Below are 573 nucleotides of genomic sequence, written 5' to 3' on the forward strand. Positions count from 1 at the left end.
TGATAGTTAATTTTCTAAAAATACGTATTCGTTTTTTTAGTAAAATAGAGTTAAGTAAATGATATTCAGATCGTTGCAGAAATCTTTAAGGTTGGCTTGTTAAGCCCTGTTTTCGATGTTTTGCGATACTGCAAACATGTCTGACATAGGGTGGTATTACGACTAAGGTTAAGTCTCTAAAACAGCGTAAAACGCTGAATATCAGATTGTTAAATAAGTTTTATGCGTTTTGTGGAGTCTCATAATATGATTATCTTTGCATCTGCAAACGTTTCATATTATGGCAGATATACATATAGACATAGAGCGCATGATAATGCATTCCAATTACTTGCTGGAGGTAGACAATTCTTCGGCAAGTAATGGATTATCGGATATGGAACGTAAGCAATATCTAGATCAGATAAAGGAATTGGTTCAGACAGTCCAGACACTTCTGGATGCCAATATTGCCTTGGGTAATAAGCAGAAGGAACTACAGGCAGAGGCAGATCGTAAGATTGCCGGTTTGCAGGATCAGGTTGACAAGCTTACTGGAGAACTGCAAGCCCGTAGGCGTAAGATGCATGGCAA

Annotated in this window: 1 protein-coding gene; it reads left to right on the forward strand. The window is 37.9% G+C overall.

What is annotated here, in order from left to right; translation table 11 throughout:
• Positions 1-376: 376 nt before the first annotated feature.
• Positions 377-573, forward strand: a 197-nt coding sequence (locus tag D4A39_RS16900) for a hypothetical protein (protein ID WP_147393954.1), incomplete at its 3' end; no start/stop codon positions are given.

The organism is Alcanivorax profundi (assembly GCF_003597125.1).
Lineage (GTDB): Bacteria > Pseudomonadota > Gammaproteobacteria > Pseudomonadales > Alcanivoracaceae > Alcanivorax > Alcanivorax profundi.